The 24,826-nt window shown below is 59.5% G+C and carries 24 protein-coding genes; 8 read left to right on the forward strand and 16 right to left on the reverse strand.

The genetic code is table 11. From position 1 onward, the window contains the following. Positions 1-48: 48 nt before the first annotated feature. Positions 49-1,047 carry a hypothetical protein gene (locus BLR16_RS10635; protein ID WP_054080695.1) on the reverse strand — a complete coding sequence of 333 codons (999 nt, stop codon included), beginning with the start codon at positions 1,045-1,047 and terminating at the stop codon, positions 49-51. Positions 1,048-1,164: 117 nt separating this feature from the next. Next, on the reverse strand, positions 1,165-1,953 hold the full coding sequence (locus tag BLR16_RS10640; protein ID WP_074805686.1) for a transporter substrate-binding domain-containing protein: 789 nt from the start codon (positions 1,951-1,953) through the stop codon (positions 1,165-1,167). Positions 1,954-2,098: 145 nt separating this feature from the next. On the opposite strand from BLR16_RS10640, the gene BLR16_RS10645 reads away from it, so the two are divergent. From BLR16_RS10645 to sodC, 3 genes are all read left to right on the forward strand, one after another. Continuing rightward, positions 2,099-2,407 (forward strand): ArsR/SmtB family transcription factor, encoded by a 309-nt coding sequence (locus BLR16_RS10645; protein WP_017277782.1) that lies wholly within the window; start codon positions 2,099-2,101, stop codon positions 2,405-2,407. 63 nt (positions 2,408-2,470) lie between these two features. Next, a complete protein-coding gene (locus tag BLR16_RS10650) occupies positions 2,471-3,481 on the forward strand; it encodes a zinc-dependent alcohol dehydrogenase family protein (RefSeq protein ID WP_074805683.1) in 1,011 nt (336 codons plus the stop codon). 243 nt (positions 3,482-3,724) lie between these two features. Beyond that, positions 3,725-4,243 (forward strand): superoxide dismutase family protein, encoded by a 519-nt coding sequence (gene sodC, locus BLR16_RS10655; RefSeq protein WP_092194239.1) that lies wholly within the window; start codon positions 3,725-3,727, stop codon positions 4,241-4,243. A gap of 109 nt (positions 4,244-4,352) precedes the next feature. Here the strand turns inward: sodC and BLR16_RS10660 are convergent, their stop codons facing one another. Then, the gene (locus BLR16_RS10660; RefSeq protein WP_003433541.1) at positions 4,353-4,562 is read right to left on the reverse strand and encodes a hypervirulence associated TUDOR domain-containing protein; all 210 of its coding nucleotides are present in this window, start codon (positions 4,560-4,562) and stop codon (positions 4,353-4,355) included. A 157-nt stretch (positions 4,563-4,719) separates the two neighbouring features. Between BLR16_RS10660 and BLR16_RS10665 the strand changes: the two genes are divergently transcribed. Beyond that, positions 4,720-5,157 carry a GNAT family N-acetyltransferase gene (locus tag BLR16_RS10665; RefSeq protein ID WP_054080696.1) on the forward strand — a complete coding sequence of 146 codons (438 nt, stop codon included), beginning with the start codon at positions 4,720-4,722 and terminating at the stop codon, positions 5,155-5,157. 54 nt (positions 5,158-5,211) lie between these two features. Here BLR16_RS10665 and BLR16_RS10670 read toward each other — a convergent pair whose 3' ends face one another. Next, positions 5,212-5,817, reverse strand: coding sequence for a DUF6508 domain-containing protein (locus BLR16_RS10670; protein ID WP_054080697.1), 606 nt, complete (start codon positions 5,815-5,817; stop codon positions 5,212-5,214). Between the two features lie 130 nt (positions 5,818-5,947). Here BLR16_RS10670 and BLR16_RS10675 point away from each other — a divergent pair, with 130 nt between their 5' ends. Then, positions 5,948-7,687: a dipeptidase gene (locus BLR16_RS10675; RefSeq protein ID WP_058397446.1), complete on the forward strand. Its 1,740-nt coding sequence runs from the start codon at positions 5,948-5,950 to the stop codon at positions 7,685-7,687. A gap of 105 nt (positions 7,688-7,792) precedes the next feature. Here BLR16_RS10675 and BLR16_RS10680 read toward each other — a convergent pair whose 3' ends face one another. Continuing rightward, the gene (locus BLR16_RS10680) at positions 7,793-9,049 is read right to left on the reverse strand and encodes a sensor domain-containing diguanylate cyclase (RefSeq protein WP_058416407.1); all 1,257 of its coding nucleotides are present in this window, start codon (positions 9,047-9,049) and stop codon (positions 7,793-7,795) included. Between the two features lie 320 nt (positions 9,050-9,369). Between BLR16_RS10680 and BLR16_RS10685 the strand changes: the two genes are divergently transcribed. After that, on the forward strand, positions 9,370-10,740 hold the full coding sequence (locus tag BLR16_RS10685) for a GntT/GntP/DsdX family permease (protein WP_060708740.1): 1,371 nt from the start codon (positions 9,370-9,372) through the stop codon (positions 10,738-10,740). Between the two features lie 51 nt (positions 10,741-10,791). On the opposite strand, the gene BLR16_RS10690 is transcribed toward BLR16_RS10685, so the two are convergent. Further along, positions 10,792-13,038 carry a putative bifunctional diguanylate cyclase/phosphodiesterase gene (locus tag BLR16_RS10690; RefSeq protein WP_074805679.1) on the reverse strand — a complete coding sequence of 749 codons (2,247 nt, stop codon included), beginning with the start codon at positions 13,036-13,038 and terminating at the stop codon, positions 10,792-10,794. A 527-nt stretch (positions 13,039-13,565) separates the two neighbouring features. On the opposite strand from BLR16_RS10690, the gene BLR16_RS28855 reads away from it, so the two are divergent. Beyond that, a complete protein-coding gene (locus BLR16_RS28855; RefSeq protein WP_024959552.1) occupies positions 13,566-13,835 on the forward strand; it encodes a hypothetical protein in 270 nt (89 codons plus the stop codon). Beyond that, a complete protein-coding gene (locus BLR16_RS10700; protein ID WP_074805677.1) occupies positions 13,822-14,568 on the forward strand; it encodes an ATPase in 747 nt (248 codons plus the stop codon). Before BLR16_RS28855 ends, BLR16_RS10700 begins: the two co-directional genes overlap by 14 nt. A gap of 57 nt (positions 14,569-14,625) precedes the next feature. Here the strand turns inward: BLR16_RS10700 and BLR16_RS10705 are convergent, their stop codons facing one another. From BLR16_RS10705 to atzF, 10 genes are read right to left on the reverse strand one after another with little or no spacing between them, the layout of a single operon-like run. Further along, entirely contained in the window at positions 14,626-15,312 is a 687-nt protein-coding gene (locus tag BLR16_RS10705; protein WP_003365220.1) for a GntR family transcriptional regulator, read from the reverse strand. Further along, complete coding sequence (gene hpxZ, locus BLR16_RS10710) at positions 15,309-15,704, reverse strand: oxalurate catabolism protein HpxZ (protein WP_054080701.1); 396 nt, start codon at positions 15,702-15,704, stop codon at positions 15,309-15,311. Before hpxZ ends, BLR16_RS10705 begins: the two co-directional genes overlap by 4 nt. After that, positions 15,704-16,381, reverse strand: coding sequence for a cysteine hydrolase family protein (locus tag BLR16_RS10715; protein WP_092194241.1), 678 nt, complete (start codon positions 16,379-16,381; stop codon positions 15,704-15,706). The genes hpxZ and BLR16_RS10715 overlap by 1 nt, the downstream gene beginning before the upstream one ends. Then, the gene (locus tag BLR16_RS10720) at positions 16,378-17,919 is read right to left on the reverse strand and encodes an ABC transporter ATP-binding protein (RefSeq protein WP_161437893.1); all 1,542 of its coding nucleotides are present in this window, start codon (positions 17,917-17,919) and stop codon (positions 16,378-16,380) included. Before BLR16_RS10720 ends, BLR16_RS10715 begins: the two co-directional genes overlap by 4 nt. Further along, positions 17,916-18,602 (reverse strand): biuret amidohydrolase, encoded by a 687-nt coding sequence (locus BLR16_RS10725; RefSeq protein WP_003365215.1) that lies wholly within the window; start codon positions 18,600-18,602, stop codon positions 17,916-17,918. The genes BLR16_RS10720 and BLR16_RS10725 overlap by 4 nt, the downstream gene beginning before the upstream one ends. A 4-nt stretch (positions 18,603-18,606) precedes the next feature. Further along, entirely contained in the window at positions 18,607-19,623 is a 1,017-nt protein-coding gene (locus BLR16_RS10730; protein ID WP_074805668.1) for a formamidase, read from the reverse strand. Between the two features lie 25 nt (positions 19,624-19,648). Further along, the gene (locus BLR16_RS10735; protein WP_058397439.1) at positions 19,649-20,569 is read right to left on the reverse strand and encodes an ABC transporter permease; all 921 of its coding nucleotides are present in this window, start codon (positions 20,567-20,569) and stop codon (positions 19,649-19,651) included. Further along, entirely contained in the window at positions 20,562-21,671 is a 1,110-nt protein-coding gene (locus BLR16_RS10740) for an ABC transporter permease (RefSeq protein WP_058397438.1), read from the reverse strand. The genes BLR16_RS10735 and BLR16_RS10740 overlap by 8 nt, the downstream gene beginning before the upstream one ends. Before the next feature lie 9 nt (positions 21,672-21,680). Further along, the gene (locus BLR16_RS10745; protein WP_003433508.1) at positions 21,681-22,790 is read right to left on the reverse strand and encodes a BMP family ABC transporter substrate-binding protein; all 1,110 of its coding nucleotides are present in this window, start codon (positions 22,788-22,790) and stop codon (positions 21,681-21,683) included. Positions 22,791-22,805: 15 nt separating this feature from the next. Then, entirely contained in the window at positions 22,806-24,611 is a 1,806-nt protein-coding gene (atzF, locus tag BLR16_RS10750) for an allophanate hydrolase (protein WP_161437894.1), read from the reverse strand. Between the last annotated feature and the right edge of the window lie 215 nt (positions 24,612-24,826).

A 24,826-nucleotide genomic window follows, 5' to 3' on the forward strand; every position in this document is an offset into this window, starting at 1 on the left:
CCCGGATCGTTCCAGCGTCGAACGCTGGAACGACCACCGACCACACGTTCAGGCTTCAGGTGTTTTTCCTTGCTCAACCGGTTCTTTAGCCGGCCCCAGCACAATCGCCAAATGTCGCAAGTCGTCGACCTCCAGGCCATAGCTTTTGCCCGAAGGGCTCTGAGTGACCGTTCCCAGCGCATACACCGTGAAAAACTTCACGTCATCCGCGTGGCTCAGCAGCTCACTGATGTAACGGCTGGAGCGATAGGCCTGCATCTGCGCGGGCGACACATAGAGCGTCACCAGTTTGCCGTCAAGACGGTCGAAGAACCTGAACTTGAAGCCCAGCCCGTACCGCTGCTCGATCAGGCCGCCGCCGAACAGCACCCGGCCGTTATCGCCTGATTGCGCGTATTTGATATGGCGAAAATATGAGCGCAGCGACACTTCGCCCTGGCCCGGAATCTTCAGCTTCAACAGCTTGAAGTCTTCCAGTGACAGCTCGGCCTTGGCCTGCCGATAGCTGTCCACCAGCCGCTCCAGATTGTTGGTGCGCGTTTCGCTGTAGCGAGCAATCGGTGCCTTGGCAGGTTCTGTGACTGGAAGCGTTGCAGCAGGGCGCTGAGCGCCAGCATCGGGCTTTTCCGGGCCGGACGTTTCCTTGGTCGGCACCTTGATGACCGGGTCGAAGATATCGATGTAATCGTCCAGCTTGCGTTTGGCCTTGCGCAGGCGTGTCTGTACATCGGTTTCTTCGACCGGCTCGTTCGGTTCTTCCTCTGCTTCTGCGCGCTCATCCACCCATTCGCAGCCCGGGTGATGGTCGTAATGCGGGTTGGCGCGAAAGTGCGCGGCGACGAAGGTCGGGTTGTCCTGTGGTTTCACGTCATAGCGAACCCCGGTGACCTTCGCGCCCATTGCCCTGCACGCCTCGGTTGAGCAGAGAAACTCGAAGCGTGCGCGTGGCGGTTCCTGAGAGAAGTATTCGCGTCGCGCCGCGGCGATCGACAGCTCCTGCTGCAGTTCCACACAGTACGCACGGGTGATGGGTTTGCTGGGCTTCATGCTCGTTTGGCTGCCTTCCAGTGAGAGTTGCCGTAACACGCTATTTCACCCGGACACGCCTTGCAACCATTGCACAGCAGGACGTCGAAGGCAGTGCCCGGCAAAACCACTTCACACTCACTCGGCGGGCACTGCCAGCCATTCTCCCAGCGCCTGCTGATACTCGCCGGTGGCCTTGCTCAGGTGCAGCCACTGATCCACGTAGCCTTTCCAGGTGACATCGTCACGTGGCAACAGGTAGGCCTTTTCGCCGTATTGCATGTAGCGGGTCGGATTGAGCGCGCACAGGCCGGGCATGCGTTTCTGCTGGTAGAGCGCTTCGGAAGCATCGGTGATCATCACGTCAGCTTTCTTGTCCAGCAGCTCCTGGAAGATGGTCTTGTTGTCGTGAAATGCCAGGGACGCCTTTGGCAGATGAGCGCGAGCGAAGGCTTCATTGGTGCCACCGGCGGGTTCGATCAAACGCACAGAGGGCTGGTTGATCTGCTCGACCGTCTGATACAGCGCCTGATCGGCGCAGCGTACCAGCGGGATTTTGCCATCGACGTCCAGTGTGTTGCTGAAAAACGCTTTTTTCTGGCGTTCCAGACTCACAGAGATGCCACCCATACCGATGTCGCATTTACCGGCCACCATGTCCGGCATCAGGTTTTTCCAGGTCGTGGGCACCCACTGCACCTTCACCCCCAGGCTCTTGGCCAGTGAACGGGCCATGGTGATATCGATGCCTTCGTACTCACCGTCTTCGCGCAGCAGGGTGTAGGGCTTGTAGTCGCCAGTGGTGCAGACAGCCAACTGGCCAGCTTGCAGCACCTTGTCCAGATGCGAGGTGTAGTCCTGAGCCTGAGCCATGCCTGTGATGCCCAGCAGCAGGGCGGTCAGTGCGCTGTATTTAAGATTCATCATGAGTCTGGATGCTCTCAGCGGTGCAGTCGGTTTTATTGGAGCCGACAGATTGCTTCATTTGTCAGGCCGCTGTGAAGCTGTAATCAAAACATGCCGTTGGCCGGGGGAGGGAAATCAGGGGTTGAACATTTCGTAAAAAAGCGTAATGTTGTGCCCCATGATTCTTGAGCAAATCAAAGCGGTCGGCAATGACACTCGCATGTTGATCATGGAGTGGCTGAAAAACCCGCAAGCCCATTTCCCTCCCCAGGACCACGGTGATCCGGCGATAGGCGTGTGTGTGTCGCACATTCAGGCCAAGGCCAACCTGTCGGCTTCTACCGCGTCTGCGCATCTGGCCATCCTGCAACGTGCCGGGCTGGTTCAGGCAACGAGGATCGGCAAGTGGACTTATTTTCGCCGTGACGAGCAGGCCATAGACCGGTTTGCCGACAGGCTCAAGAAAGAACTCTAGGCTTTGAGCGTTATTTATACATTTCGTCATTTTGCGTAATGTTGAATTGATAGGAGATTGACCATGAGCAATAAAACCATCTACGTGCAGGCTGGCGGCGGCTACGATCAGGTCAGCGTGGGCGAAAGCGAAGTACTGGCACCGAAAGCCGGTGAGATCACTGTGCGTCTGCATGCCAATTCGCTCAACTATCACGACTTCGCGGTCGTTACCGGCATGTGGGCACCGACGGAAAAACGCATTCCCATGGCCGATGGCGCAGGTGTAGTCACTGCAGTGGGCGAGGGCGTCAGCGAGTTCGCGGTTGGCGACTCAGTGGTCAGCACGTTCTTCCCGGAATGGATCAGCGGCGAGCCGCTGGTCGAAGGTTTTGTCACGGTGCCGGGTGATGGCGTCGACGGTTATGCCCGCGAGCAGGTGACTGCCCGTGCCACCTCGTTCACCCTTGCGCCAAAGGGCTACAGCCATGCTGAAGCGTCCACGCTGACCACCGCCGGTCTGACCGCATGGCGTGCGCTGATGGTCGATGACGCGCTGAAAGCCGGCGATACCGTTCTGGTGCAGGGCACTGGTGGTGTATCGATTTTCGCGTTGCAGTTCGCCAAGATGGTTGGTGCGACCGTTATCGCCACGTCGTCGAGTGATGAAAAGCTGGAGCGTCTGCAAGCCATGGGCGCTGATCACCTGATCAACTACCGCAAGGACAGCAATTGGGGCGAGACGGCGAGCAAGCTGACCGGCGGCCGTGGCGTGGATCACATCATCGACGTGGGCGGGCCCTCGACACTGCAGCACTCCATGAACGCGGCCCGGGTCGCTGGCCATATCTCGGTCATCGGTATTCTGAGCGGTGTTGCCGGCCAACTGGAGTTCGTCCCGGCGCTGGTCAAACAGCTGCGCATGCAGGGCGTTCTGGTCGGCAGTCGCACTCAGCAACAGGACATGATCCGGGCCATCGATGCCAATGGCATGCGCCCAGTCATGGACCGTTCCTTCCCGATGACCGACATCGTCGAAGCGTTCCGTTACCAGGAAACCAATCAGCATTTCGGCAAGATCTGCCTGGATATCTGATCCGCAACACTGTGCTGTTAACTGAGCACAGGTGAACAGCGCTGGCCTGCCGACCCTGGTGTCGGCAGGCCAGTTGTGATGTTTTGCATTACTTTCCCAAGTACTCCCCGCTCATTTCCTCGCATCAAGTTCGCCGGTCTGTGGTCACACCTCTGTGGCATGAAAGACGTTCGTGCTGTGCAGCATCAGTGCTGCCTGGCGCCACGTTCAATTCGATTATCAGATCAGGGACGCATTGAAATTATGAAACCTCACCTTTTGCTAGGTCTGCTTGGCGTTTTCTCCTTCGGTGTTCAGGCTGCATCGCTGGACGTTCCGATCAATCTGGTCAGCGCTGATGGCGCCCCCAAACCTGTCGGCAGCGTTACGGTGAGCGAAACGCAATACGGCTTGCTGTTCACTCCGAATCTGAAAGAGCTGCCTGCGGGCATCCACGGTTTTCATGTGCATGAAAACGGCAGTTGCGAAGCGGGCACCAAGGACGGCAAGAAGGTCGCAGCCCTCGCGGCTGGCGGTCACTTCGACCCGGCCAAGACCGGCAAGCACCTGGGTCCTTACGCCGATGGCCATCTAGGCGATCTGCCTGCGCTGTACGTGGCTGCTGACGGCACTGCAACTTACCCGGTGCTTGCCTCACGCCTGAAGAAACTCTCGGAAGTCAAAGGCCACGCGCTGATGGTTCACGCCGGCGGCGACAACCATTCCGACCACCCCGCACCTCTGGGCGGTGGCGGTGATCGTGCTGCCTGTGGCGTGATCTGACGGACCGTGCCTGCATCCGTTTCGGGTGCAGGCGCGCCAATCGGTAAAGCTTTCTCGCGTAAGTGAGACGTGCGCTACACCGTTCTCTCCACAACGCGGCGCGGAGCAATCACGCGTGCTTGAGCGCATCCCCATGATGCATCGCCGAATGGCCGGTCTTGTCGCTCTTCACTTCGTACTGCGGATCGTCCTTTGAAGCAGGCCGATGTTTGCCCATGAACTCAACGTCCTTCACATGTACTTTAGTGACTTTGCCATGCACCTGGCCCGCCTCGGAGTTCCAGTGTACGGCGTCGCCAACTTTGAATGCGGTGGTCATTCAGACTTCCTCAGTGGGGAGCGAATGATCTGCAGCATTCGCTCGGTATTGTTCGGAGTGTCCGGCGCGGGAAGAATTCACTGCGGTTGATCGTGTGCCTGGCCTTTATCTTGCTCATGCTCATGTACCTGCGGTCCGTTATCAAGGAGTTGATTACATGAGGAAGTGGCTTACAGGCTCACAGATTGACAATGATCAAACCCGCGCTGTTGTTGACGGCGTCTTGCAACATGGCCGCGCATTGTCCGAAGCGAAAGGGGGAGTGGCTGATCCGATCGCCTGCATGATCATGGAGAACGATCTATTGATTGGCGGCGCCACAGGCCGAACCGAGTTCCAGCGGCTGTTTGTGAGTTACCTCTGGATCGATGCCGGGTCGCGCGGAAAAGGGCTCGGGGCGCAGACCCTGAACAGGCTTGAAGCGTTGGCCATCGAGCGGGGCTGTACTGACGCTCTGATCGAAACGCTGGATGACGATGTCGCCAGATGGTACGCGCGTTGCGGTTACGTGCCGATCGCATGTCTTCCACGCTACTGTGGCCCCTGGAGCCGACATACGCTATTGAAATCGTTCGGTGCACAGGAGCGCATTTGAAAGAGTCAGGTATACACTGTTATGGCCCGACACTCTGACTGATTGTCACGAACTTCAATCCTCGCGCAACACTGCCAGCCTGCGTAAGATCTTCAGCACGTAGCCTTTTTCGATCATCGCACCATTGTGGCCATCGCAAAAACGCTCGCCTCTGATGCAGTAGGTCAGCAAGGTTTGTATATCAGCGAGGTTTGCCTGGGCCATATAGCTGTCGTCATTGAGCATGTCCGCCGCGCCATGATTAAGGTAATCAATATCACACCAGCAGTCTTTGGCCACCGCGTGATAAAACGCTTCAACTACCGGAAAGTAGTCTGGCCAATAGGTGTTTTCCTTGACGATATAAGTCTTGATCGCCACGCCGTCTGGGTACAGCAGTGGCAGGTAGGAGAGCAGCTGGTCAATATCGTCGGGCCCCGGCGAAGGTTCATCAGGCAAACGTGTCTCGCTTGAGGGATGTGGCAGAAATGTCCTGACCTGTCTTGGCGTAAAACGCAGTGGTTCCGGCTCTTTATAGACTGGCAGCCAAGCCAGATTTTCCCGCACGCGTGACATGGATTCCTGCTGATCGGCAGGCTGCGCAGGCGGTAACCGATCAGGTTGCTGCCCCTTGGACTTTCGGTCGAAGCGCGCTTTCAGGCGCATCAGCAGCTTGATCATAGAGCACTCCAGTGCATCGCTTCGTTTTAGAAGGGGATTCTCGCATCACTGCTCTTGGTGTAAGTTGAAACGCTTCCTGATCAAACGATCAGAAAATCCGCACGTTGCCTGCCAAGGAATGCCTTCAATAATGAACCTGTCACTCAAAAAACTGGCTGCCTCCACCTTGATACTGGCCAGTCTCTCGTCGTTCGCCAGTCTGGCAAATGCCACTGTCACTGCACAACAGAGCGCTGTCATTCTCCAGACATTCAGTGAGACATCGGTAAAGGATTTCAGGCAGTTTCTGAACAATCTCGCCAGCGCTGATGTGGTGAAAACTGCCGATTTTGGCCCGGCCATCAGCGCCTTTCTCGACAACAAGCAACTTTCCGCATCGCAACAGAACGATATTCATCGTCTGCTTGGTCTGTATACCCGCATGAAGTATGGCAGCGCGGCTACTGAAACCCTGCGCGAGCTGGTGGCGATTCCCACTGTTCGTGTCGACGGCGTTGCCCAGCATGAAAACCCGGCGTTCATAAAGATCGCCGACACGATCAAGCGCCTGGCCGAGGGCTTCAATCTGAAGTTCCGTAACGTCGATAACCGTGTGTATGAAGTGTCGCTCGACGGGGCCGGTGACGAAGTGGTGGGCATTCATGTGCATGCCGATGTTGTGCCGGTCACGCTGGACAACTGGGTCTTGCCTGACGGCACTCGTCTGGACCCGTTCAAGGTGACGTTGATCGGTGATCGCATGTATGGACGCGGCACCGAGGACGATAAGAACGGTATCGTGGTGGCGCTTTATGCCATGAAAGTCATCAAGGAAGAAAAGCTGCCGCTGGCCAGAAACTTCAAGTTGCTGATCGATACCACGGAAGAAACGGCCGGCGACGCCATCCCGTACTATTTTGAGCGTAACCCGACGCCCGCCTACAACCTGGCGCTGGATGGCGGTTATCCCGTCGTGATCGCAGAAAAAGGCTACGGCACGGTCATGGCCAGCTTTGCTCGACGCCAGGCCGAGGGCGAGGGCGCCGAGATCGTTTCAATGACCGGGGGCATGGCCACCAATCAGATTCCATCGAAGTCGGTGGCCACTCTGGTGACCGACAAGCCTGCCGAGCTGGCTGCCAGCCTGCAACAGGCCGGTGCCGAGTACGTGAAAAGTAATGGCGGCGACTTCGAGGTCGATGCCCGCGTCGACGGCAAAGACGTCAAGCTGACGGTCACCGGTGTATCCGCACACTCGTCGGCACCCCAGTCCGGCGTCAACCCGGTCGCGAGGATGCTGGACTTCATCAACAGTCTGCGGGGCAAGGTTGCGCTCAAACAGAACCAGATCACCGACGCTGCCCGCTATGCCGCTGACAACTGGGGGCTCGATTATCTGGGCAGCAAGTTGGGCGTCGGGTTCTCCGACGACTTCATGGGGCCTCTGACCGCATCCCTGACTTACGTAGCAATGGATGAAAAGGCGTTCAAACTGGCGGTCAATCTGCGTGTGCCGAAGGGCAAGTCCCCGCAGGTCCTTAAATCCGAAATCGCTGAAAAGCTTGCGGCCTGGAGTACAAAAACTTCTATCAAGCCAGTGTTTGACTATTCCATCGCCGAGCCGATGTATCGCAATCCCGAGGGTGAGTGGGTCAAGGCGCTGCTGGCTGTTGCCAGTGAAAATCTCGGCATGGAGCACACCTTTGGCACGTCGGCTGGCGCTACGTCGGTCCATTCATTACCCAACGGTGTGCAGTTCGGTCTGGCAAGACCCGAAGTCAAATACACCGGCCATACGGATAACGAGTTCAAGACCACCGGACAGTTCTTGCTGGATCTGCAGATCGTCACCGAGATGATGGGGCGTATCGGACAGTTGCCGAAGCTCTGACACGATGTCCGGGCCTGTTGTAATGACAGGCCCGGTTTCGATGAGCGGTGTTCACTCCGATGCGTGGGCGAACGACGCGGATGACGAAGAAAGCCGGGTCCTTGCCTAAGCGCATTCCACACGGTTGCGGCCCAGGCGCTTGGCCTGATAGAGCGCCTGGTCTGCGCGCTGAATGAGGCTGGCGGCCGTTTCCCCGGTGCTCAGTTCTGCAACGCCCAGAGAAATGGTCACCGACCCTGTTTCCGGAATCACCAGGCTTTCAACGCTCTTGCGAATGCGCTCCGCGAGTTCGGCCGCCTGTTTCAACGAGCTGTCGGGCACCAGGATCAGAAACTCTTCTCCTCCCCATCGGGCGGCGACGTCCAACAGGCGGATACGCTGTTTGAGGATGGCCGCAACGCTGGTGATTACGCTGTCGCCGGCAGGATGGCCGTACCGGTCATTGACCGCCTTGAAATGATCGATATCGCAGATGATCAGACTGAACGGCTTGCCCGACATACTCACCGCAGGTATCTGTCGCTCAAGCGTATGCTCGGCTGAGCGACGGTTATCCAGCCCGGTCAGCGGATCGCTGTGAGCAATCTCCAGCAACTTTTGCTCACGGCCCAGGCGTGTGGTCACATCCTGGCTGATGCTGACGTAGTGGGTGATTGCGCCCTCCAGGTTACACAGCGGAGAAATGCTGTGTTCCGCATAGAACAGCGAGCCATCCTTGCGCTTGTTGATGAAGGTCGTGCGAAGCGGGGCGCCACTCTTCAGCGCTTCCTTGAATTGCGCATAGAACGCCTCATCGTGTTTTCCAGAGCTCAGTATCCGCGGGTTTTCGCCGAGGATTTCGCTGCTGCTGTAGCCAGTGATCTGCTGAAAAGCCTCATTGGCAAACACGATGGTGGAATTGCAGTCGGTGATGATAATCGGATCAAGCGCAGCGTTCAGTGCCTGCGCCAGCAGGTGTTGCTCACGCTCGGCCCGGATGCGCGGGCTGATGTTCTGCTGCACAGAGACAAAGTTGCACACCGAACCTGCATCGTCGCGCACGGGAGAAATTTTCCATTCGACGATGTAAGGACTTCCGTCCGCGCGGTAATTGACTGTCGACCCTTCGAAAAAAAGGCTTTCACTCAGGCATTCGCGCATCCGCTCGATCACTTGAGGATCGGTGTCCGGGCCTTGCAGGATCCGTGGCGAGGCACCGATCAATGCCTCGGCCGTGTAGCCGGTCATGGAGCAGAATGCCGGATTGACGTACACAATGAAGGGGCCGCCATTGGCCAGATTGGCGTCGGTGATCAATACGGCATTGAATGACTGTTCGACAACTGCTTCAAGCAAGGCAAGACGCTGACTGGATGAGGTCATCTGATTTCCTGTCGAGTGATCCGTTAATTGATCGCGGCTCTGATCAGATAATGTGTGACGCAATGCCGGTTGGACAATGGGTGCAGTGAGTTGGACCGCAGGCACCGAGCACTGGTTGCACGGGCACTATACCTCCAGGAAAAAACGCGCGCATGACTCCCCGTGCAGCGCCCAAGTATCTGAGCGGTTTGGCAAATATTAACTGCGACGCGATGTCGCATTCCGGTATCGTTCGGTCAATTGAAACTAATTGTTTCTGACTCTCTCTCGGGGTGCGCGCTGAAATGCGTCCTGAAAAAACGAATGCCAGGAGGTCTGCGTTGGATTTGTCGTCTGCTGCCTGGGTGTTTCACGACACCCGTCTGATTATCTGCTGCCTGATTGCCATTGCCACGATCATCGTGCTGATCAGCGCTACCCGGTTGCCACCTTTTCTCTCCATTCTCGTCGGCACGTTCATCGCCGGTATCGGCGCGGGTTTGCCAGCCGAGGCTGTCGCAAAAGCCTTTAGTAAAGGCGCAGGCAGCATTCTTGGCGAGGCCGGAATCATCATCGCGCTAGGGGCAATGCTTGGCGCGTTGATGGCCGAGTCGGGGGCGGCGGATCGTATTGCCTCCACCTTGCTCAGGCTGGGCAAGGGCCGCATGTTGCCCTGGATAATGGCGCTGGTGGCGATGGTCATCGGCTTGCCGCTGTTCTTTGAAGTCGGTCTGGTGCTGATGGTGCCGATCATCTTCGTCATGGCGCGTCAGTCCGGTCAGCCGCTGCTGAAAATCGCGATTCCGGCACTGGCGGGTATGACCACCTTGCACGCTTTGATGCCCCCGCATCCCGGCCCGTTGATTGCGGTCAGCGCGTTGCATGCCGATCTGGGGCTGACCATGCTGTTGGGGTTGTGCATTGCCGTGCCGGCGGTGATTCTCGCTGGTCCCTTGTACGGCAACTGGCTGTCCGGACGCATGCACGTTGCAGAGCCGGCCGAGCTCGGTGAATTGTTCAGTGCCAAGCCTGAAACCAGTCGCCAGCCAGGGTTCGGCATCTCGCTGCTGATCATCCTTTTGCCGGTGATCCTCATGCTCGGCAGCACCTTTGCCAAGATCGCCCTGGAGCCTGAAAGCAACATCGCGCTGACCTTGAAGTTTCTCGGTGAGCCGCTGGTAGCGCTGGGTATCGCGGTGCTGGCTGCTACGGTTTGTCTGGGCTGGGCCAACGGGCTTTCCCGTGAACACGTCGGCGGTACATTGCGCAAAAGCCTCGCGCCCATCGCGGTACTGTTGCTGACCATCGGCGCGGGTGGCGGCCTCAAGCAGACGTTGCTGGATGCGGGAGTCAGCCAGACCATCAGCAAAGTGGCGGAAGGTGCGCACATGCCTTATCTGCTGCTCGCCTGGCTGATTGCCGTGGCACTGCGTCAGGCCACTGGTTCCGCGACCGTGGCGACCACCACGACCGCAGGCATACTCGCGCCGATGATGGCCGGGCTTGCGCCGGTGCAGGCCTCACTGGTGGCGCTGGTGATCGGTGCCGGCTCGGTGTTCTTCTGCCACGTCAACGATGCAGGCTTCTGGATGGTCCGCGAATACTTCGGCCTGCAACTCAAGCAAACCATTTGGGTCTGGTCGGTGTTGCAGACCATCGTTTCGGTGGTCGGGCTGATCGGGACATTGCTGCTGTGGCACTGGCTGACGTGAAGCCCTGCGGGAGGGCCGGGAATCATTCCGGCCCATCAACGTCGGCGTAAATCAGGCAGTGCATTCGGCTGCGGACTTGATGATATGCAACAGTGCCTCTGAGCGCATCGGCCTGTTCAACAGATAACCCTGAAAGTAAGGGCAGCCCATTTTGCGCAGCAGGTTGTATTGTTCCGCTGTCTCCACACCTTCCGCCGTGATATCCAGGTCCAGTGCTCGGCCCAGCGACAGGATGCTGCTGACAATGGCTTCGCTGCGCTCATACGTCATCATTCGGGACACGAAGGAGCGATCGATCTTCACGGCATCGATCGGGTAACGGTCGATGTAGCCGAGCGAGCTGTAACCCGTACCGAAGTCATCCAGCGCTACTCTCACGCCGAGCTGCCTGATCTGCCGGAGAATCTCCGCGATCGCGTCAGGCTGATAGAGAAACACCGATTCGGTGACCTCGATCTGCAGCTGGCCCGCAGGCAGGCCGGTGGAGGCGATGATCCGTGTCACCTGATCGACGAACCCGGGATGGCTCAACTCTTTTCCGGACACATTGACATTGAGCCTCAGGTCCAGGTGAGGGAACTGCTTGCGCCAGGCCTGCACTTCGCTACAGGCCTGATGCATCACCCAGGCCCCCAACTCATGAATGATCCCGAGGTCTTCGGCAATCGGGATAAACGCATCGGGGGAAATGATGCCCATGGTGGCGTGGTTCCATCTGACCAGGGCTTCGGCTCCCACCAGATGCTCACAGTCGCCGCTGTAGATCGGCTGATAAAAAACCAGGAAATCCTTGTTTTCCAGTGCTTGGCGCAATGCATTCTGAATCACCAGCGTGTCGATGGCCGCCTCGCGCATCGAGGCGTTGAAGATGTTCCAGCGTCCTCTGCCCTGTTTTTTTGCGGAATACATGGCGACATCGGCGTCACGCAGCAACTCTTCGGGCTTGGTATGGCTTTCACCTGCGGTGACAATGCCGATGCTGCACGAGATGAAAATGTCCTGGCCTTCGATCTGTATTGCCGTGTGCAATTGACTGACGATACGTTCAGCCATTTTTACGGCAGTCTCCGGCTGCTCCTTGCCCATCAGCAGAATTGCAAATTCGTCGCCGCCGATTCGAGCCAAAACGTCATTCGAGCGAACGCAGGTCTGCAATCGGTTCGCGACCGCCTTGAGCAACTTGTCACCGGCCAGGTGCCCCATGCTGTCGTTGACCACCTTGAAGCCGTCCAGGTCCAGAAAGAGTACCGTTGCCCGTTCGTAACGAGAGTCACGGGTTACAAATGCCGTGGTCAATTCGTTCATCAAGTAAGCGCGGTTGAACAGTGAGGTCAGCTCATCGTGAAAAGCGATATAGGTCAGCTCTTCGGAAATACGCTCGCGTTCCTCCAGCCGGCTCTGTAACGCAAGCTTTTCCTCCCACTCCAGCCGAGCTCGCTGAGCCAGTTGCTGGGACTCCTTGCGCTCGGTGATATCGCGCTGCACAGATACCCAATGAGTGAACCAGCCTTTTTCGTTGGCCACCGGCACAATGCTCAGCTCGACCCAGAACTGGCTGCCATCCTTGCGGGTGTTGAGCAGTTCGACTTCAACCGGTCGCCAGTGACTGAGTGCCTCGCGAATAACGTCCAGCGTTGCCCGACTGGTGTCCTCACACTGCAGAATCCGTGGCGTGCGACCTATGACTTCGTCTTCCGTGAAACCGGTTATTGCCAGAAACGCAGGGTTGCAATAGACGATACGCGGGCCGGGCAGATCGATGGGTTCCGCTTCGGTGATAAGAATCGCGTCATTGGCGTTGATGACAACCGATTCAAGCAAGCGCAGGCGTTCGAACGAGGTGACCAGCGGGTTATTGGCTTCGGGATCACGTCCCGGTTGCAGGTAAGTACGAATATGAACAGCCTGGGCCTGCAGCGCATAACGTTGCGCTGCGCTCAGCACTGTTGCGTCGTCGCTGTTGCTCAACAACATCGCGCCCAGCAACTCATGCCTGAAGCCACGAATCGCGACGTAGATCAGGGTAGGCCCTGAGCCATTCGCTTCGATTGCCTTCGCCGGGCTGTCATGACCGACCAGCACCACGTCTCCATACGATGAGATCATCCTTAACCATGCTTCGTCCGCCTTGGTCTGGCTTTGACCAACGCTGACCAACTGCTCCCAGCCTGTAGCGCTGGATACCATCAGCAGAGCGGCGTTGCACGAGGCGGAATGAGCAGCGGCCTGCAATACCTTGGCAACATCTTCAATATTCTTTGGTATGACGTGGTCGTGCTCATAGCCCTGAGGGTTCATCGATCGCTATTCCTGAATGGCATGCATGTATAGTCCGGATCCTGTTCGGCAGCGCATAAGCCGTGGACGCGTTCCGTGGACCTCTTCCAGTTGCGCTAAGAGATCGTCTGACGGGTTCAGCTGATTTTTTTCAGCCAGCACCACGTACAGACTTGATGTTGCTAAAAGACGTTTGGTCGAAGCGACGAGTGACCTACTGGATAACGTGCCCCTCAGTCAGCTGCGGATCGCACCTGCTGTTACGGCTCATGTTTAATACAGTGAGTTCTTGCTGATGCCTAAGTGCTATTACGCACTAATGGTTACGACAGGGCGGGTTTCAAAAGGTTGCATGGGAGAGTCGATGTCCGGGTGGGCTGGTTGATGCGCCCCAATTCACTTTGTTCTGACTTACGGCTTTGTATATGTCAGTTCGCCCGCGCCATGATTGGTAACACTGATGAGTATCCGTCGGTGTCGAAAAAAGCGCTTTCGGGCTATGATCTGGCCATTGAGGTTCGCACTGAACATGCTGACGAGGAGGATTCATGCCCAGATCTCCAGAAAATATACTGTCTGAAGAAGCTATTCAGGAGCTGGAAGCCCAGATCCCGGCTAAAGCGTCCATTGCAACCAGAATGGCTTATGAGAAGGCAAAATCCTCCGGGCAGACAGTGTTGTTGTCCAAAGGAGGATTTATCGTCGCCGAATGTGCGGACGGCACGGAGAAAGTCGTTTGTGCCTCGAAGCCGAGACGCAAGGTAACGACGGGCTCTTTCAGGATCGGCCCAGGGTCCGCTACCAGTGCCCGTACCTAGGCTACGTGTCTTTGCCGGCCCCAACGGTTCAGGCAAAAGCACCATCAAACGCATACTTCATCCTGACCTGATTTACATCTACGTCAATGCCGACGACCTTGAGCGTGAGGTGGGTGACAACGGGTTTCTGGATCTTTCTCCCTTTTCGATTGACGCTGACCAGCAGGCTTTCCGGACGTTTTTTTCGTCCCACCCCCTCATTGAAAGAGAACAGTTGGCTTGCCAGGCTGAGCATTTCGTCATCACCGCCCAATCGCTATTGATTGAAGGCATCACCTTCACGTCCTACCACGCTTCGGTGGTTGCTGACTTCATCAGGCATCAATTGCTTGATCAGTCCGCCAGCTTCACGTTTGAGACGGTCATGTCAGATCGTTCCAAAGTGGAGTTCATCAAAAAAGCCAAGGCAATGGGATACCGGACCTATTTATATTTTGTCGCTACCGAAAACCCGAGTATCAATATCAACCGGATCGCGATTCGTGTTGGCGAGGGCGGGCATAATGTCACCCCGGAGAAAGTGCGTACTCGTTATCACAGATGCCTGGCGTTACTGCCGGAGGCCATCCAGGCGACGAACCGAGCATACTTGTTTGATAACTCCGGAGATACTGCAGAGCTCGAAGCAGAAATCACAGACGCTTCTATTGTCGAATACAAAGTTGACGAAGTCCCGGAGTGGTGCAAAGTCTCTATTGAAGAGCTTGAACAGCTTATCTATCCGGAACCCTAGAAGTGCTTTTTATTTGAGTATGAGCTCCTGGCTACCGATCGCAAAGCGAACAGACGCTCACGCCTCATACCGCCGTCGTGCATCACTGAGCATGGAAATCGTCAGTTTGCGTACTTCCAGTTTGCTGATCTCTACATGGGAGCGCAGCAGCAATAATGCTTCGTCGCGTTTGCGCGCCTGAAGGGCATTGAGGATCGCGGCGTGTTCGAGGTAGGTATGTTCGATACGGGCGCTTTTGAAGAAGTCCAGGCGGCGCACAATACGGATGCGCTCGGTCACTTCCTGATGGATGCGGGCCATTTCCAGGTTGCCTGACGCCGCCACCAGTTGGGTGTGAAACTGCTCATCGAGGTCGGCGACCACTTGCATGTCTATCTGCCAGCGGTCGCGATCGACCAACCAGTGCTGGCGCAGAATAGTGAGTTCCGGATGCACCTCGGCGGATGCACAAATGCGCTCGACCGCCGCGCACTCCAGCACGATGCGCAGATCGTAGAGTTGGTCGATCTGGTTGAAATCCAGAGGCTTGACTGACCAGCCACGTCGGAACTCGACGTCCAGGTAGCCTTCGCGCTGGAGGCGGTAGAGTGCGTCACGCACCGGTGTTCGCGAGACCTGATAACGGTCGGCCAGCTGGGTTTCGGTGAACCGGTCATAAGGCAGCAGATAGAAGTCGAAAATCTCCTGCTTGAGCCGCCGATAGACGTCTTCTGCCAGTGCGTTGGTGGTGTTCGGGGAATTCAAGGGCGTGGCTCCAGGCTGCTCAGGTCAATGCTGACATGTGCAGCAACGACTTTCCAGCCGCCCTCCAGTCGCGCCCAGGTCTGCATCTGCCGACCGAGGCGCTGGGTGACGCCATCGTGAAACTCGGTACTGACCGTGGCGAAGTCTTCACCGAAGGTGCTCACCACGGTACGCAGCAGCATGCGGCCCGGTCCGACCGGCTGGCACTGGCGCCGATAGCGCGCAATCGTGTCGGCGCCATGCAGGTTCTCCGCGACGCCGTAGCGGACGGTCTGTTCGGAATCCCAGAAATATGCATCCAGCGTGGTCAGTTCATTGGCCAGCAGGGCGCGTTCGTAGTCGTGAAAGGCGTGGGTCACTTCAGCGACCACGTGGGGGAGGTTGATGTCCATCAATGTGTACTCCTTGTCTGCAGCGCCTGCTCCAGGTCCGTCAGTGAGGCGACGCGGCCAACAATCCCGCCTTGTGCGGTGATCATCTCCAGCGTGGCCCGTTTGAATGCGGGGAAGTAGCTTTCGGTCGCGTCCTCGATCAGCAGGCAGCGATAACCCCGGTCATTGGCTTCACGCATGCTGGTCTGCACGCAGACTTCGGTGGTGACGCCTGCAAAGATCAAATGGGTGATCCCGGCGTCGGTCAGCCGCTGCTGCAGATCCGTGGCGAAGAACATGCCTTTGCCGGGTTTGTCGATGACCCACTCGCCAGCGAGCGGCGCCAGGGTGTCGATAATCTGATTGCCGGGTTCGCCGCGAATCAGGATGCGTCCCATCGGACCAGCATCGCCGATGCGCAGGCCCGGCGAGCCATGGTCACGTTTGGCTTGCGGGCAATCGGCAAGGTCCGGGCGGTGTGATTCGCGGGTATGGATCACCGCAATGCCTTCATCGCGGGCCAGCGTCAGCAGGCGTTGCACGGACGGTACGATGGCTTGCAACGGTGCGACGTCGTTGCCCAGTGCGGCACCAAAGCCGCCGGGTTCGAGAAAATCGCGCTGCATGTCGATGATCACCACAGCGGTCCGGGACGTGTCGAAGGCGAAGCTGTCAGGGCGCGCATTGACCTTGATCATGCCGGTTGCCCCGCGAGATGCTCGGCACCGGCCATGTGTCGGCCCAGCTCGGTACGGTCAGCGTCCGCTGCACTGGTTTCAAACACCAGCTCGCCGTCGTGGATAACCACGATGCGGTCTGCCAGGCTAAGCAGTTCGTCGAGGTCCTCACTGAGCAGAAGGACCGCTGTGCTGCTGTTGCGAGCGTCGATCAGGCGCTGGTGAATGAGCGCGACACTGGCGAAGTCCAGACCGAATACCGGGTTGGCGACGATCAGTACCGCGACGTCGTGGGTCAGCTCTCGGGCCAGTACAGCGCGCTGCACGTTGCCCCCTGACAAAGTGCCGATGGGCCGGTTCGGGTCGTTGGGCGATACCTGAAACTGCTCAATCAGGCTGCGTGCTTGCACACCTGCGGCGCGACGATCCAGGCGCCAGCCCTGACGGCAGAGCGGCGGCTGGTCGAAATTGCGCAGGGCCAGGTTGTCAGCCACGCTGAACGTGCCGATGCAGGCGTTGCGCAGGGGCTCTTCGGGCAGGCTGAACACGCGCAGGCGCTGCATCTGTTCACGCCGCGCGTGGTAAGGCTGACCGTCGACCGCTATCTGCCCGGCGCTGAAGGCTCGCTGGCCGAGCAGCGCTTCGGTCAGTTCGCGCTGACCGTTGCCGGAGATGCCTGCAACCCCGACGATCTCACCCGGGTGAACGGCCAGAGACAGGTTTTTCACCGCCAGCGTGCCTTTGTCGCCAGGCACATCCAGGCCTGTCACCTGCAACTGCGGCGGACGAGCTGCCATCACCGGGCGCTCGGTGCTCACTCCGCGCACCTGTGCGTTGCCCATCATCCACGCTGCCATCTGTTGTGTGGTGGTGTCAGCCACTGCTGCACTGCCCACCCAGCGGCCTTTGCGCAAAACGGTGACGTCATCGGCGTAGGTGCTGACTTCGCGAAATTTGTGCGTGATCATCAAGACGGTCAGTTCGCCACGATGCGCCATCGCCTGCATCAGCCCCAGCACTTCGTCGGCTTCCTGTGGCGTGAGCACCGAGGTGGGTTCGTCGAGAATGACCAGTCGACGCTCCAGATACAGCTGTTTGAGGATTTCCAGTTTCTGCTTTTCGCCGGCCGCCAGGCTGCTGACCGGACGATGGATGTCCAGCCGAAAAGGCATTTTTGCCATGAACGCTTCCAGACGCTGGTGCTCGCAGGCCCAGTCGATACGCCACGGCAGATCGCCACGCGACAGCACCAGGTTTTCCGCCACGCTCAGGCCCGGCGCGACGGTGAAGTGCTGATACACCATGCCGATCTGCAACTGATGAGAGTCGCGCGGGGTGCGAATCTCGTGTTCGCGGTTGTCGATCAGAATGCTGCCCGACTGCAGCGGGCTGTAGCCGATGATGCCTTTGACCAGCGTACTCTTGCCGGCGCCGTTCTCGCCGAGCAGGGCGTGGACGGTGCCGGCGCGGACCTTGAAGGACACCTCGTCGAGTGCGCGAAACGCTCCGAAATGCTTGCTGGCACCAATCGTCTCAAGGCTCGGGGCGCGCATGTTCATGCTCCCAACAGGTCGCGAAGCATTGAGGAATGGCCGACTGCGCCGAACACGCCACCCTGCATTTTGACCATGCTCAGGGCCGCCGCATGATTGCCAGGGTCGGTCGCCCCGCAGCAGTCTTCCAGCAGCAGGCACTCGAAGCCACGGTCATTGGCTTCGCGCATGGTGGTGTGCACGCAGACGTCGGTGGTGATGCCGGTCAGGATCAGATTGTCGATGCCGCGAGTGCGCAGAATCAGTTCCAGATCGGTGGCGCAAAAGGAGCCTTTGCCGGGCTTGTCGAGCACGATTTCGCCGGGCAGCGGTGCCAGCTCGTCGATGATTTCCCAGCCCGGCTCGCCACGTACCAGAATCTTGCCGCACGGACCTGGGTCGCCGATTCCCGCGCCGATGCGCTGCGAACGCCAGCGTTTGTTGGCGGGCAAGTCGCTGAGGTCCGGGCGATGGCCTTCGCGGGTATGGATGATGGTGAAGCCCAGCGGGCGCATCGCGGCGAGCAACGCCTTGATCGGCTCGATGGGCGCACGGGTCAGTGCCAGGTCGTAACCCATGCTGTCCACGTAGCCGCCGACGCCGCAGAAATCGGTCTGCATGTCGATCACGATCAAGGCTGTGTTGTGCGCATGCAATTGGCCGTTCCAGGGCCAGGGGTAGGGCGCCGATGCAATATGACGTTCGCTCATGGCATTACTCCTCCCAACTGCTGGGGGTAGGTTTGAAGTCGCGCTCGGGGGCCGCGAACCCGCACGAGCTGCCATCGGTATGCACGACATCGTTTTCCCATGGCAGACGGTACTGGCCTGCGCTCAGATCGTGCATGTAGGTGTAGGGACAGTCGCGTGCGCCGCCCTTGACCGCCACATAGCCGCGATGCCCGAATTGATAGATGTTGTTCTCCACGCCCCAGTGCACACGGGCTTCGCGGACCAGGTCGGGGCGCAGTTCGCAGCAGACGATTTCGTCGGCCCGGCCACCCCCTTCAGCCATGACCGTACCGTCGAAGTCGACAAACATCGCTTCGCCCATGGAGTCGAACGTGCCGTCGGAGCCGCACATGCAGACGCTTGCGGTCTGCATCAGGTTGGTGAAGGCGTTGCTCTGATTGGTGATCTTCCACGAGTGGCGGATCGGTGCGGTGTAACCCGCGGTGCGCAGCATGATGTCGGCGCCCTTGTAGGCGCACTCGCGGGCCATTTCCGGGAACATGCCGTCGTGGCAGATGATCAGCGCCAGCTTGCTGCCGCGCGGTCCGTCGCAGACCGGAATACCCAGATCGCCCGGCTCCCACGGTTCGACCGGCACCCACGGGTGCAGCTTGCGGTAGTACAGGCGGATGTCCCCGAGGTCATCGACGATCAGGCCGCTGTTGAACGGGTTGCCGTGCGGGTTGGCTTCCATGATCGAGAAGCAGCCCCATATCCGGTGCGTCTTGCACGCCTCGCGCAGCGCAAGGACTTCCGGGCCGTCGAGGCTGCACATGATCTCCGGCGCCGTGCTCATCGACAGGCCGTGCAGCGAGTATTCGGGAAATACGATCAGGTCCATGCCCGGGTTGCTGCGTCGCGCTTTGGCAACCATGCCGACCACTTTCTGCGTCTGTGCCCACAGCGCCTCGCGCGTATGCGGATCGGGCAGCGCCAGTTGCGCTAGGCCGATCACCACGCCCTTGGGCGACTTGTTCAAACCACCAAGACCACTGGCCATGCAATGTCTCCTCGAAAAGATCAGTTCATCGCGTCAGGCTGAGTTCGCCCGGCGCGCCATTCAGAGTGCGACCACGGCGGCAGGTGGCGTACATCACCACCAGCGTCAGCGCATAAGGTGCTGCGGCAAACAGGTAGTAGCCGGTGCTGATACCGACCGCTTGCAGGGCCGGGCCGATGGCACCGGCAGCGCCGAACAGCAACGACGCCCACAGACACGCCAACGGGCGCCAGCGGGCAAATATCACCAGCGCCACGGCCATCAGTCCCTGACCGCTGGACAGCCCTTCGTTCCAGCTGCCGGGGTAGTAGAGCGACAGATAGGCACCGCCGATACCGGCCAGCCCACCACCCACCGCAGTGGCCACAATGCGTACCTTGAGCGGTCGATAGCCCAGCGCCTGAGCGGTTTCAGCGTGGTCGCCGACCAGACGCAGCATCAGCCCCCAGCGCGTGGTGCGCAGCCCCCAGTGCAGAACGAACGCCAGGGCTGCACCGACGAAGAACAGCACATTGATGTTCAGCGCCGAACGCACGCGTTCTTCGCTGCTCCAGGCTCCCAGCGCCAGTGAAGGCAGCATGGGCGCCTGTGGCTGGATAAAGGCTTTGCCGAGAAAGAACGCCAGGCCGGTGCCGAGCAGAATCAGCGCGATGCCGAACGCGATGTCGTTGACCCTTGGCAACGAGCACGCCAGCCCATGCAGCAGGCCCAGCACAATGCCGACCCCTGCAGCCGCGCCCACCCCCAGCCACGCCGATCCGCTCAGGCACGCGACGGCATATCCGGACATGGCGCCAGCCACCAGAATGCCCTCCAGCCCCAGGTTGATCCGGCCGCTCTTCTCGGTCAGGCATTCGCCCAGGCTGACGAACAGAAAAGGTGTGCCGACGCGGATAGCGCCGGCCAGCAGGGCGAGGAGAAAGGTAGTCAGGTCGATATCAGCCATGTTGCAGTGCTCCCTTGTCGAGTGACGCGGGCGACGCCGTCAGCCTGATCTTCCAGGCGGCGATACGCCCACTCAGGGCTTCCCAGAGCAGCAGATTGGTGAACAGCAGACCTTCAAGAATCAGCGTGGTGGCGTCCGGCAGACCGAGTCGTCGTTGCAGCAGTCCGCCACTGGCCTCCAGCCCGCCAAGCAGGATGGCGCAGACGATAATTGCCAGCGGATGATGGCGAGCGGCGAAAGCCACGAGGATGCCGCTGGTGCCATAGCCTGCGATCAGCGCGGCGTTGGCGCTGCCTTGCACTGCGGTGACCTCGAACATGCCGGCCAGACCCGCCGCCGCACCGCCCAGCAGGCAACTGAGCATGATCAGCCGGTCCACGGGCAAGCCGATCATCAGCGCGGTACGCACGTTGCCGCCGACCACGGCGAGGGCAAACCCCTTGACGCTGTGGCGCACCAGCACATACGCCAGCAGGCAGGCGACGACGCCCGCCACCAGTCCCCAGTGCACCTCGAAACTGTCGCTGATCGTGCCGATCATGTAGGCATCGTCCAGCGGCGGCGTCGAAGGCTTGTTCAGGCTTGCCGGGTCGCGCAGCGGGCCTTCCACCAACTGCCGGAACAGTGCCAGGGCGATGTACGAAAGCAGCAGGCTGCTGATCGTTTCATTGACCCCGCGACGCTGGCGCATCCAGCCACTCAGACCGATCCACAGTGCGCCCACGGTCATTGCCGCGACGGCCATGCAGGCAAGCATCAAACCGGCTGGCAGATGGCTGAGCCACAAGGGTGTCACGGCGGCAGCCAGGCCGCCCAGTACCAGCGCACCTTCACCGCCGATGATGATCAGCCCGGCTCGCGCGGGCAGGGCGACGCACAGCGCGGTCAGCATTAGCGGCGCGGCGCGTTGCAAGGTGTTTTCCAGGGCGAACCACGAGCCGAACGCGCCTTCGCCGACCAAGTGCAGCGCCTGCCAGGCAGGCTTGCCCTGAACCGCCAGAAACAGCCCGAACAGCACGCACGAGGAAAACACCGCCAGCACTGTAGGCAACCCTGGCAACAGCGCGCTGGCCAGACGGCGCAGACTTATCGATGAACTCATGAACGTTCCTCAGATCTGGCCAAGCACGCCTTCGACCAGGTAATTCATGCTCTCCAGCGCAATGTCGGTCTGGCCTTGTGCAACACCATCGGCAATCACCACGTTGCCCTTGTTGTCCTTGAGCGGGCCTTTGAAAATCACGAACTGACCGGCCATCATCTGCGCCTTGATGGCATCCGCTTTCTGTTTGGCGTCGGCTGTTACCGCAGGCCCGTAGGCGGACGTTTTGACGAAGCCTTCCTTCAGCCCGCCGCGCAGGAAGTTGATCATCGGCGCGCCGCTCTGGGCTGCCGCGACGTGAGCACGATAAGGCGTCTCCCAGTTCCATTCGGCACCGGTCAGGTAGCCCTTGGGCGCCAGCGCAGCCTGGCTGGCGTGGTAGCCACAGGTCATCACACCGCGTTTTTCAGCTGTCTCGACAATCACCTTGGGCCCGTCGACATGGCAGGTCAGCACGTCACAACCCTGGTCGATCAGGCCGTTGGCAGCTTCTGCTTCCTTGACCGGCAGCGACCAGTCACCGGTGAAGATCACCGTGGTGACGATGCTCGGGTCGACCGAGCGGGCTCCCATGGCGAACGCGTTCAGGTTGCGCAGCACTTGCGGCACAGGTTTGGCGGCGACGAAACCGAGCTTTTTGCTCTTGCTCATGTGCCCGGCGATCACGCCGTTGAGGTATTGCGCTTCGTCGATGTACCCGAAAAAGCTACCCGCGTTCATCGGGTCGCGACCTTTCTGCCAGAGACCGCCGCAGTGCGCGAAACGGACGTCCGGGTACTTTTTGGCGACCTTGACCACGTGCGGTTCGAAATAGCCGAACGAGGTCGGGAAAATCAACGTGGCGCCGTCCTGACGGATCATGGCTTCCATGGTCTTCTGTACGGCCACGGTTTCCGGAACGTTTTCTTCCTCGATCACTTTGACGTTGGGCAGCGTCTTGATGATGGCCGCTGCCTGAGCGTGGGCCTGGTTGTAACCAAAGTCGTCGCGAGCGCCGACGTAGATAAAACCCACTACCAACGGCGCATCGGCTGAATAGGCGCGACCAAAAGGCAGCGCTGCGCTCAGGCCGATAATGCCCGCCAACTTGATGAAACTGCGACGATCAACATTCGACATGTGTGCTACCTCGGGTCATTGAGCGATGGAAGATGTGTGCGCGGCGCGGTAGGCGCGCCAGCCTTTGTAATCGGTGATGTCCAACGCGCCTTCAAGGCCGCCAGGCTCACAGATGAAACCCTTGACCCACTGGCCGTCGGCCAATTGCAGCGAGCCGATGCCCAGTGGTGCGGGAATGGCCGCGACGAAGGCGCCGAACTGGCTCAGCGGCATTTCCCAGACTTCTATCTCGATGCTCGCGCCCTGTTCAGCGACGCGCACCAGTCCCGGTTTCGGCGGTGTCGTTGCTGCCAGCGCATACAGGCGGTAATCCGCGCTGGTGGTTGTGGTACGCAGCAGGCGCGCGCCACCTTCGAGCAATTGCCAGTTGAGTGGCTGGCCAACGAGGTGTGCACCGACCACTGCAACCTGCACGGTCGGGCTGTTATAGGGCAGGGGAGCCATCGCCACGGCGTCACGCTGGTCAGCCTGGCCGAACAGCGGCTGCCAGGCAGCGGCGATCTCCGCCAGGCGCTGATCGGCACCGGCCGGGCCAATCAGCGTGATGCCCGCAGGCAGTCCGTCCGCGCGGCGATCTGCCGGGATGGCGATGGCGCACATGTTCATCAGGTTGACGAAGTTGGTGTAATAGCCAAGCTGTGAGTTGAGCTCGACCGGATTGCCGAGCACCGCTTCGATGGTCGGCATGCACGGCGCGGTAGGCACCACCAGCACGTCGATGTCGGTCAGCAACTGCTGCGCAGCGCGGGTCAGTTCTGCCAGGCGATAGCGGGCGTTGAACGTGTCCACGGCGTCGAATGAATCCGCGCTCTGCACAATGCCGCGCACCACGGGATGAATGTCGGCCGCGTTGCTGGCGAAGAATTCGCCGATGGCAGCGCGGCGTTCCGCCACCCACGGGCCCTGGTACAGCAGGGCAGCCGCCTCGGCGAACACGTCGAACTCGATAGCGCTGACCGTCACCAGCGGGTCGTTTTGCAGGGCTTCCAGCGTTTTGAGGTAAGCCGCTTTTGCCTGCTCGTCACCGAAAAACTCGCAGTGCCGCGCGACGGCGACACGCCGAGCCCTGCGCTGTACCGGCAATGCCTGCACGGTCGCACTGGACGCATCCAGCGGGTCGTAAGCTGCAATGACCTGCGCCACGTGCCAGGCTTGCATCACATCGTTGGCAAAGATGGATGGGCAGTCCAGCGTGCGGCAGGCAGGTACGACCCCGCGGCTGCTGAACAGACCAAGGCTGGGCTTGAGGCCGACGATGCCGTTGAAGCCGGCTGGCACGCGGCCTGAACCTGCGGTGTCCGTGCCCAGTGCAAAACTGACGTAGCCACGCGCTACCGCCACTGCCGAGCCGGAACTCGAACCGCCGCTGACGTAGGCCGGATCATGCGCATTGCGCACCGCGCCGTAGGGCGAACGGACGCCCACCAGGCCAGTGGCGAATTGATCGAGATTGGTCTTGCCCATCAGGATCGCGCCGCTGTCGAGCAGCAGTTGCACAACGTGAGCATTGTCCTCGGGCACGTGGGCGTACGCCGGGCAGGCAGCCGTGGTGGGCATCTGCGCTACGTCGAAATTGTCCTTGACCGCAAAGGGCACGCCGAACAGCGGCAACCGGTCATACAGCGCATCGCCCAGTTGTTCGGCGATACTCTCCAGCGCCTGTGCCCGCTCGACAAGCTGTGCCAGCGGGACGCGATGAATCCAGACCTCTGCCCGGTCATCCGCATCAATGTGCGCGGTCAGGTTCTGCACCAGTGTCGTCAGCGTGGTTTCGCCCGAGCGGAGCGCCGACTGAAGTTCAGGGATATCGAGTGCGGTCATGGTGGTGTTCATTCATGTATACAAGATGAGCTGACGCGTTTGCACGTTACGTGCCAAGGTCAGCCGGAGGACGATTTACGGTGGGGTTACTGGCTATTGGCGGGGCGTTGCGCTGCAGTCATGCGTCATGTTTGCGCTTGAATGTGTCTGCGTGCACAAAGATAGGTCATGTCAGCCGCAGGGCGAATGTAGCGCCGCGCGGCTGACATCAATGC

Source organism: Pseudomonas sp. BS3767 (assembly GCF_900099665.1).
Classification (GTDB): domain Bacteria; phylum Pseudomonadota; class Gammaproteobacteria; order Pseudomonadales; family Pseudomonadaceae; genus Aquipseudomonas; species Aquipseudomonas cerasi.

Excerpts from the sequence above, each read along its gene's own strand:
- BLR16_RS10635 (WP_054080695.1), bottom strand. The coding sequence starts at position 1,047 with ATGAAGCCCAGCAAACCCATCACCCGTGCGTACTGTGTGGAACTGCAG.
- BLR16_RS10640 (WP_074805686.1), bottom strand. The coding sequence starts at position 1,953 with ATGATGAATCTTAAATACAGCGCACTGACCGCCCTGCTGCTGGGCATC.
- BLR16_RS10645 (WP_017277782.1), top strand. The coding sequence starts at position 2,099 with ATGTTGTGCCCCATGATTCTTGAGCAAATCAAAGCGGTCGGCAATGAC.
- BLR16_RS10650 (WP_074805683.1), top strand. The coding sequence starts at position 2,471 with ATGAGCAATAAAACCATCTACGTGCAGGCTGGCGGCGGCTACGATCAG.
- sodC (WP_092194239.1), top strand. The coding sequence starts at position 3,725 with ATGAAACCTCACCTTTTGCTAGGTCTGCTTGGCGTTTTCTCCTTCGGT.
- BLR16_RS10660 (WP_003433541.1), bottom strand. The coding sequence starts at position 4,562 with ATGACCACCGCATTCAAAGTTGGCGACGCCGTACACTGGAACTCCGAG.
- BLR16_RS10665 (WP_054080696.1), top strand. The coding sequence starts at position 4,720 with ATGAGGAAGTGGCTTACAGGCTCACAGATTGACAATGATCAAACCCGC.
- BLR16_RS10670 (WP_054080697.1), bottom strand. The coding sequence starts at position 5,817 with ATGATCAAGCTGCTGATGCGCCTGAAAGCGCGCTTCGACCGAAAGTCC.
- BLR16_RS10675 (WP_058397446.1), top strand. The coding sequence starts at position 5,948 with ATGAACCTGTCACTCAAAAAACTGGCTGCCTCCACCTTGATACTGGCC.
- BLR16_RS10680 (WP_058416407.1), bottom strand. The coding sequence starts at position 9,049 with ATGACCTCATCCAGTCAGCGTCTTGCCTTGCTTGAAGCAGTTGTCGAA.
- BLR16_RS10690 (WP_074805679.1), bottom strand. The coding sequence starts at position 13,038 with ATGAACCCTCAGGGCTATGAGCACGACCACGTCATACCAAAGAATATT.
- BLR16_RS28855 (WP_024959552.1), top strand. The coding sequence starts at position 13,566 with ATGCCCAGATCTCCAGAAAATATACTGTCTGAAGAAGCTATTCAGGAG.
- hpxZ (WP_054080701.1), bottom strand. The coding sequence starts at position 15,704 with ATGGACATCAACCTCCCCCACGTGGTCGCTGAAGTGACCCACGCCTTT.
- BLR16_RS10715 (WP_092194241.1), bottom strand. The coding sequence starts at position 16,381 with ATGATCAAGGTCAATGCGCGCCCTGACAGCTTCGCCTTCGACACGTCC.
- BLR16_RS10720 (WP_161437893.1), bottom strand. The coding sequence starts at position 17,919 with ATGAACATGCGCGCCCCGAGCCTTGAGACGATTGGTGCCAGCAAGCAT.
- BLR16_RS10725 (WP_003365215.1), bottom strand. The coding sequence starts at position 18,602 with ATGAGCGAACGTCATATTGCATCGGCGCCCTACCCCTGGCCCTGGAAC.
- BLR16_RS10730 (WP_074805668.1), bottom strand. The coding sequence starts at position 19,623 with ATGGCCAGTGGTCTTGGTGGTTTGAACAAGTCGCCCAAGGGCGTGGTG.
- BLR16_RS10735 (WP_058397439.1), bottom strand. The coding sequence starts at position 20,569 with ATGGCTGATATCGACCTGACTACCTTTCTCCTCGCCCTGCTGGCCGGC.
- BLR16_RS10740 (WP_058397438.1), bottom strand. The coding sequence starts at position 21,671 with ATGAGTTCATCGATAAGTCTGCGCCGTCTGGCCAGCGCGCTGTTGCCA.
- BLR16_RS10745 (WP_003433508.1), bottom strand. The coding sequence starts at position 22,790 with ATGTCGAATGTTGATCGTCGCAGTTTCATCAAGTTGGCGGGCATTATC.
- atzF (WP_161437894.1), bottom strand. The coding sequence starts at position 24,611 with ATGACCGCACTCGATATCCCTGAACTTCAGTCGGCGCTCCGCTCGGGC.